This is a genomic window from Pseudomonas sp. 24 E 13, assembly GCF_900004715.1.
Taxonomy (GTDB): Bacteria; Pseudomonadota; Gammaproteobacteria; order Pseudomonadales; family Pseudomonadaceae; genus Aquipseudomonas; species Aquipseudomonas orientalis_A.
Genome location: NZ_CVTO01000087.1, coordinates 49,311 through 56,509 on the forward strand (window position 1 = coordinate 49,311; position 7,199 = coordinate 56,509).

Here is a 7,199-nt window from a genome sequence, read left to right on the forward strand (position 1 = left end):
CTTTGTTACGATTTTATGAAAAATCCATGGCAGGCGCGTTTTTGCCCCCTTTTGCCGGCGCAAACTGGCATTTTGCCGTGATTGCTTCGTAACAAATTGCGACTACCAGGCGAATTCGTCCCTTTCGAGCGCAAACGAGACGAAGACGCCCGCCGGCTTACTTGCCTCCCGTCACGTCAAGGAAGGTGCCGGTCACGAACGACGCTTCGGCGCCGGCCAGCCACAGAATGGCCTGTGCTACTTCCTCCGGTTGGCCGCCGCGCCCCATGGGAATCGAGTCCTTGACGCGATCGACGCGGCCCGGCTCGCCGCCGCTGGCGTGCATGTCGGTGTAGATGTGCCCGGGGCGAACACAGTTGACGCGTATGCCCTCGCGCGCCACTTCCTTGGAAAGCCCGATGGTAAACGTCTCCAGGGCGCCTTTTGATGCGGCATAGTCGATGTATTCGTTGGGACTGCCCAGGCGTGCGGCGCCCGAAGAGACATTGATCACCACCCCGCCCGGCCCGTTGTGCCGGTAAGCCATGCGCTTGACCGCCTGCTGGGCGCAGAGCATGGGGCCGATGGCATTGACCGCAAAGATGCGCTGCATGCGTTCATGGCCAAGATCCTCCAGGCGCGACTGGGTCGCCAGCACCCCGGCGTTATTGACCAGGACGTCAATGCGCCCGAACGTGCGGTCGATGGCCGCGAACAACTGCGCGACCTGTTCGGGGTCGGCGCTGTCGGCCTGCACGGCCAGGGCCCTGCGCCCCGCTGCCTGCACATCCGCCACCACCGCCAGCGCCGCCGGTTCGTTGGCCACGTAGCTGATAGCGACGTCATAGCCTCTGGCGGCGGCCAGCCGAGCGGTGGCAGCCCCCACGCCGCGACTGCCTCCGGTGATCAGGATCAGGGGTGCCTGTGTGACCTTGTCCATTTGAATGACCTCCTGCGTTGTTGGCTGTATCAGCCGATGATGAGGATGCCGGCTACGATCACCACACACGCCAGGACGCGGCGCAGGGTGAGCGTCTCGCCGAGAAACAGGTAACCGATCAACAGCGCAAACAGCACGCTGGTTTCGCGCAATGCCGACACCGCGCCCAGGGGCGCTTCGTTCATGGCGTAGATAACGATTGCATAGGCCAGCAAGGAGACCAACCCGCCGAGCGCGGCGGTCAACAGGCCGGGCCGCACACTGAACAAGCTGCGGGCATCGCGCAGGCCGATATACACCATCGGCATCAGCACGCCCCACAAGGCGCACATCCACGCAGTGTAAGCCAGCGGCGCGCCGGAGAGCCTGGCACCGATGCCGTCGACGACGCTGTAGGCCGCGATGAAGCAGCCGGTGCCCAGCGCATAGGGCAGGCTGGGAACCGACAGGCTGCGCCCCTTGAAAGCCAGCGAAATGATCCCGCCGGAGACCAGCGCGATCCCCAGCAACTGGCCGGGTGCGATGCGCTCGCCGGCAAACACGGCGGCCCCCAGGGTGATCAGCGCAGGCGATGACCCACGCGAAATCGGATAGACCTGCCCCAGGTCACCGACCCGATAGCTGCGCACCAGAAACAGGTTGTAGCCTACATGCAGTAACGCTGAGAGCAGCGCATACCCCCAGCTCTCACTGGCGGGTATTGGCATGAACGCTGCGGCGACGCTGCAGGTGATGGCGATGGCAATGCACATTATCGTCATCGACCACAGCCGGTCGGCACCGCCACGCAGCAGCGCGTTCCAGCTGGCGTGCAGGAGCGCGGCGAAAAGAACCAGGCAAACAAGATGAATAGGCATGCGCCATGTTAGGCAGCCCGGCACCGGAACGACAGCGAAGTTTGCTCATTGCAGCATGAACGAATACTCATACCCTATTGAGCCGCCTGTTGCACTTTCAGTGCTTCGCCCATCAACCACTGGCGCAAGTTGAGGACGTGCGGCTGCGCCTCGATGCCCTTGGGGCAGACGAAATAGTAGGCCAGCGGCGATGGGAACGGCACATCGAACAGCCGTACCAGACGGCCATCGCTGATTTCGTTTTCTACGTGGCCGCTGCGCACCAACGCTACGCCCTGGCCGAGCAACGCGGCTTCGACCGTCATATTGCTGTCGCCGAACCTGACACTTTCCCTGAGCGGTGAAAACGCCAGCCCGACAGACTGGAACCACGCCTCCCATTTCGGCACCAGTTCGGCGCCATCGCGGGTCAGCAGCGGCAAACGCAACAACTCGGCCGGATCACGCGGGGTTCCGAGGCGTTGCAACAAGTCGGGGCTGGCCACCGGAAACACCTGCTCGCCGAACAAAAACTCCGAGTACAGACCAGGATAACTGCCCTTGCCCAGCCGAATCGCGACATCCGCCTGGCCCTGCGCAAAGTGGATGATCTTGTCGGTGGTGTCCAGCGACACCAACAGCTCGGGGTGCTGACGGGCCAGGCTCGGCAAGCGCGGCAACAGCCATTTGAGTGCGAACGAATAGGTGGTGCTGACGCTGAGCCGCACCCGGCCTTTTTGCTCGCGCAAATCACCCAGGGTCGCCTCCAGGCTGATGAAGAATTCGCGCACGATAGGCGCCAGCGTAGCCCCCGCTGCCGTGAGGCGCAGCGGCTGACCGCGTTCAAACAGCTGCAGCCCCCACAGCGTTTCCAGGTGCTTGAGCTGATGGCTGACCGCGCTCTGGCTCACATGCAGTTCCTGGGCGGCGGCCGTAAAGGTCGGATGCCGCGTGGCGGCTTCAAATGCGCGCAAGGTGGCGGTCGGCGGCAGGTCTCTCATAGGCAGGGTCTCGGCGAGTGGGCAGGAACAGGCAGGGCATGAGCTCAGGCTCATGTTAACCCGGTCCGAGGGTGATTACGCTGATGATGGTTGGGGCTGGCACTCGCTTTCATTATCCGAATCGCAAGCGAGAAGACGAATGGCGAGCCAATGCACTACATGCAGATGTCGCGATGGCATAATATGCCAACGATCGAATACGCCCCGCAGCGGAGCTCACCATGGGTACACGAAACGTCGTCCTCACCTCGCACCACGAACAGGTTATCCAGGACCTGGTTCAATCCGGCCGTTATCAGAATGCCAGCGAAGTCATGCGTGAGGGCTTGCGCCTCCTGGAACAGCGCGTTGCCGAAGAGGCCGCTAAACTTCAGGCCCTGCGGCAAGCTACCTCAATGGGCCTGATGGACCTTGAACAAGGCCGCTTCACGCCGCTGGCCGAAGTCGATATTGAACAGTTTCTCGACGGCTTGGGCCTGGAGGCGACGCGCCCTGCGCGGGGGAAAACCTGAGCATGCCGCACTATCGAATTTCCGATGCTGCACGTGGCGATATCGTCGATATTCTCCGGCACTCCCAGATGCAATTCGGTGAATCGGCGCGTAAGCGCTATCAGACGCTGATCCTGACGACCCTGCAAACCCTCGCCAAAACGCCCCATCACGTCGCCAGCCGCGCCCGCGATGAAATTGCACCGGGGCTTAGAAGCTATCACCTCAGTCATTCGCGCCAACACGCAAACCCACGCCATGCAACGGTGAAGAACCCTCGCCATATCGTGTTTTACCGGCTAGCGCACGATAAAGCGGTTGAAGTCGTCAGGTGTCTTCACGACGCAATGGACGTGCAACTGCACCTGCCGGACGAGTGAAGTTGCCAACTTCAAACGACAAACATTTGCCTGCAAAGATGGACCGGTACATCCGCCCCGCCACACCCGACGACCTGCATGCACGCCTCGCACTGGACGCCTACGCCGCCCCTACACCGGAAACTGCGCCCTGATCAGCGTGCCACCCTCGGCCAGGTTGCTGGCGGTCAAGGCGCCGCCATGGGCCTGGCAGATTGCCCTGGCGATGGACAAGCCCAGCCCGCTGCCGCCCGAGTAACGCGCCCGGGAGCGTTCCGCCCGCCAAAAGCGATCAAATACGCTGTCCAGGTGCTGTGCCTCGATACCCGGGCCGCGATCGCCGATTTCAATCACGATCAGGTCTTGAACCTGGCACGCCATGATATTCAACTCACCGCCGCCTGCCGCATAACGCAACAGGTTATCAACCAGAATGTTGATGACCTGCCCGAGGCGATCGCGATCGGCATGCACGCGCAGCCCCTCGGCCATAGTAATCTGCGTGCGAACACCGGCCTGATCCAACTGCGGCTCAAACCAGGCCAACCGTTCGGCCACCAGCGCCATCAGGGGAAAATCGCTGCGCTCGAGCACCAACCGGCCAGCCCGGGCCATCGACAGCAGGTGCAAATCATCCACCAGTTTGCTCAACTGATCGAGCTGACGCTTGACCATGCCCAACTGCGCGGCATCGCTGGGAAACACCTCGTCGAGCATACCCTGCACGCGCCCCATGGCGGCATTCAACGGCGTGCGCAGTTCGTGGGCAATGACCGCGCTGGACTCGCGCACATCACGCTCATAGCGCTCCAGTTGGGTGCTCATGCTGTTGAAGTCGCCGGCCAGCCGTTGCAACTCGTCGGGTGCATCGCGGTGGACCGGCAGGCGCGTCAGGAAATCCCCACCGGCGACGCGCCTGGCGCCCTGGGCAATCGTCGAAAACTGACTGGACAAGGGCCGCGAAAACCACAGGCCACAGGCAATGATGATGGGGATGGCGGCCAGCACCAGGCCAACCAGTACCAGCCAGTCCTGATTGGCGATCGCCGGCTGGAAATAGTCCAGCGGGTAGTACTGGGCCACCAATTGACGCAAGCGCGCCTCGTTGAGTCCTGGGTCGGCGCGCAGTTGCTGCAGCTCTTCGCGCAGCCCCGGCGGCAGGTGCTGCACAAAATCCCGATCCGACAACGTGATGTTGAGCCACATGCACACCGAGATCACCACCACGGCGCCGATCGCCAGCAGGCTCATGCGCATGCCGATCCAGCGCCACAGCGGTTTGTCGTTGATCGGTGATTTATCCGGCATGGGTTTATCCAACATGGTGTTTACCTGAACCGATAGCCAATGGAACGCACCGTCACCAGCACCCCGGCGATGCCATGGGATTCCAGCTTGCGGCGCAGGTTGTGCACATGGGTATCGACGACACGGGCCAGGGCTTCGCTTTCCGGCAGGCAGATTTCCAGCAGCTCGTCACGGGTGAAGGCTTTGGACGGAGTCTGGAGCAACGTCACCAGCAGCTTGAATTCCGTCGGCGTCAGCTCCAGCCATTGCGGTGCTGCATCGCCCTGCTCGATGGCTACGGTAAAAGCGTCAAGATCCACCCGCAGGTTCTCATGGCGCAACAGGTGTGCCACTGGCTGGTTGCCGGTGGTGCGTCGCAGCACCGCCTGTACCCTCGCCACCACTTCACGCGGGCTGTAGGGCTTGACCACATAATCGTCTGCGCCGTAGCGCAAGGCGCCAAGCTTTTCCGGTTCGTCGCCCATGGCCGTGACCATGATCACCGGCGTGTCACTGCTGCGGCGCACGGCGGACAACACCTCGGTGCCACTCAAGCGCGGCAGCATCACGTCGAGCAATATCAGGTCGGGCTGCCAGCTCTTGTGCAGGTCGAGACCGCGCTGACCGTCTTCGGCCAAGGCCACCTCATAGCCATCCCGGCGCAGATAGGCTTCGAGAATGCTGGCGCTGTCGGCGTCGTCTTCGACAATGAGGATACGTTTTCCTGACACAAAGAAGCCTCTTGATGAAACCTTGATAATTTACGAATGGTTTATTGAAAGTCCGCTGCCAGGATTGCCCTGTGCCCGACTTTCGCGAACCGATCCTATGCTCACCACCGCACCGCTGTCCAAGCCTATCCACTCGCCTGAAAGGCTCCATGCAAGCGCCAGCCTTTTCATCCTTGGGGCCGAGCGTGGCCCTGTTCGTACGGCTGTCTACGCCGGATAAAGTTGGACACCCGATGATTTCTTTCAAGCACCTCTGCACGATGGCCGTGCTGCTCGGCGCGCTGTCGATAAGTATCGACAGTCAAGCCTCCTCCCCTCGGCCCGCCGATGCATTCGTCCATCCGGGCCTGCTCCAGACCCAGACGGACTTCACGCGAATACGCGAAAAACTGGCCAACCAAAACGCGCCATGGCTGGCCGGCTGGCAAAAACTGATCGCCAATCCACATGCCTCATTGGCCTGGCGGGCCGATCCGCTGCCCGTGGTGTACCGCACTTCAGATGGCTTGAATAACGACAGCACACTGTTCAACGACGCCGCCGCAGCCTATGCACTGGCCCTGCGCTGGCAGATCTCGCAAGACCCCGCCTATGCCGACAAGGCCGTGGGCATTTTGAACCAGTGGTCTTCCACCCTCACCGCGATCAAGGGCGAGCCCGACAAGTCCCTGGCGGCAGGCTTGGCCGGTTATCAACTGGCCAACGCGGCCGAACTGCTGCGCAGCTACCCGAAGTGGCAGGCGACAGACTTTCATCGATTTCAGGGCATGCTGCTCAGCGTGTTCTATCCCATCAATCATGACTTCCTGCTGCACCACGATGGGAGCCCGCCTGATCGTCACGGCGCCCGTTGGGACCTGGCCAACATGAACTCGATACTGGCCATCGGCGTACTGACGGATCGCCGCGACCTCTACAACGAGGCGGTCGACTACTTCAAGCACGGTAGCGGTAACGGCGCCATCGAACACGCCGTCTGGAAGCTCCACGGCAATGGCCTGGGTCAAGTCCAGGAAAGCGGGCGGGATCAGGCATACGCCCTGCTCGACATCGCCTTGCTCGGCAGCTTCTGCCAAATGGCCTGGAGCCAGGGCGACGACCTGTTCGGCTACCAGAACAACCGCGTACTGCAGGGCGCCGAGTACGTGGCCCAGTACAACCTGGGCCAGGACGTACCGTTTACCCCTTTGCTCGATCGCAGGTTCAAACAGAGCGTCGTCTCGCCCAACCATCGGGGCGAAATCCGTCCGATATGGGAGCTGCTTTACAACCATTACGTCGTGCGCAAAAGCCTCAGCGCGCCGAATGTGAAAGCCATGGCGAATAAGGCCCAGGTGGAAGGTGGCGGCGGCGATTATGGCCGAGACAGCGGCGGTTACGAGCAACTGGGGTATGGAACATTGCTGTATTCGTTGGGCGAATATGGCGTGTCAGATGCTGAATTGGTGCCGTAAGCGACGCCGGGGCCGAACGGCCCGGATCGTGGCTATGCATAGCGGTCAACGGTAACCACGATGCGAAGCGAGTCGCTCTTGATCTTGATCTGCTTTTGATCCTAGGCGCCCCGTTAAACCA

Annotated in this window: 8 protein-coding genes; 3 read left to right on the forward strand and 5 right to left on the reverse strand. The window is 61.7% G+C overall.

Going from position 1 to position 7,199, the window contains the following annotated elements:
- Positions 1 to 157: 157 nt before the first annotated feature.
- The 3 genes from BFP90_RS05445 to gcvA form a co-directional block, all read right to left on the reverse strand.
- Positions 158 to 919 carry an SDR family oxidoreductase gene (locus BFP90_RS05445; protein WP_065895569.1) on the reverse strand — a complete coding sequence of 254 codons (762 nt, stop codon included), beginning with the start codon at positions 917 to 919 and terminating at the stop codon, positions 158 to 160.
- Positions 920 to 948: 29 nt separating this feature from the next.
- Positions 949 to 1,776: a DMT family transporter gene (locus tag BFP90_RS05450; protein WP_065896174.1), complete on the reverse strand. Its 828-nt coding sequence runs from the start codon at positions 1,774 to 1,776 to the stop codon at positions 949 to 951.
- A 74-nt stretch (positions 1,777 to 1,850) separates the two neighbouring features.
- Entirely contained in the window at positions 1,851 to 2,756 is a 906-nt protein-coding gene (gene gcvA / locus BFP90_RS05455; RefSeq protein WP_065896175.1) for a transcriptional regulator GcvA, read from the reverse strand.
- A 221-nt stretch (positions 2,757 to 2,977) separates the two neighbouring features.
- Between gcvA and BFP90_RS05460 the strand changes: the two genes are divergently transcribed.
- Positions 2,978 to 3,268, forward strand: coding sequence for a type II toxin-antitoxin system ParD family antitoxin (locus tag BFP90_RS05460; RefSeq protein WP_065895566.1), 291 nt, complete (start codon positions 2,978 to 2,980; stop codon positions 3,266 to 3,268).
- 2 nt (positions 3,269 to 3,270) lie between these two features.
- Positions 3,271 to 3,627 carry a type II toxin-antitoxin system RelE/ParE family toxin gene (locus BFP90_RS05465; protein ID WP_065895565.1) on the forward strand — a complete coding sequence of 119 codons (357 nt, stop codon included), beginning with the start codon at positions 3,271 to 3,273 and terminating at the stop codon, positions 3,625 to 3,627.
- Positions 3,628 to 3,738: 111 nt separating this feature from the next.
- Here BFP90_RS05465 and BFP90_RS05470 read toward each other — a convergent pair whose 3' ends face one another.
- Together BFP90_RS05470 and BFP90_RS05475 are read right to left on the reverse strand one after the other, a co-directional pair.
- Positions 3,739 to 4,914, reverse strand: coding sequence for a sensor histidine kinase (locus BFP90_RS05470; protein ID WP_370671684.1), 1,176 nt, complete (start codon positions 4,912 to 4,914; stop codon positions 3,739 to 3,741).
- Between the two features lie 20 nt (positions 4,915 to 4,934).
- A complete protein-coding gene (locus BFP90_RS05475; protein WP_065895563.1) occupies positions 4,935 to 5,624 on the reverse strand; it encodes a response regulator in 690 nt (229 codons plus the stop codon).
- A 233-nt stretch (positions 5,625 to 5,857) separates the two neighbouring features.
- Between BFP90_RS05475 and BFP90_RS05480 the strand changes: the two genes are divergently transcribed.
- Positions 5,858 to 7,078: an alginate lyase family protein gene (locus tag BFP90_RS05480; RefSeq protein ID WP_065896176.1), complete on the forward strand. Its 1,221-nt coding sequence runs from the start codon at positions 5,858 to 5,860 to the stop codon at positions 7,076 to 7,078.
- Positions 7,079 to 7,199: the final 121 nt, after the last annotated feature.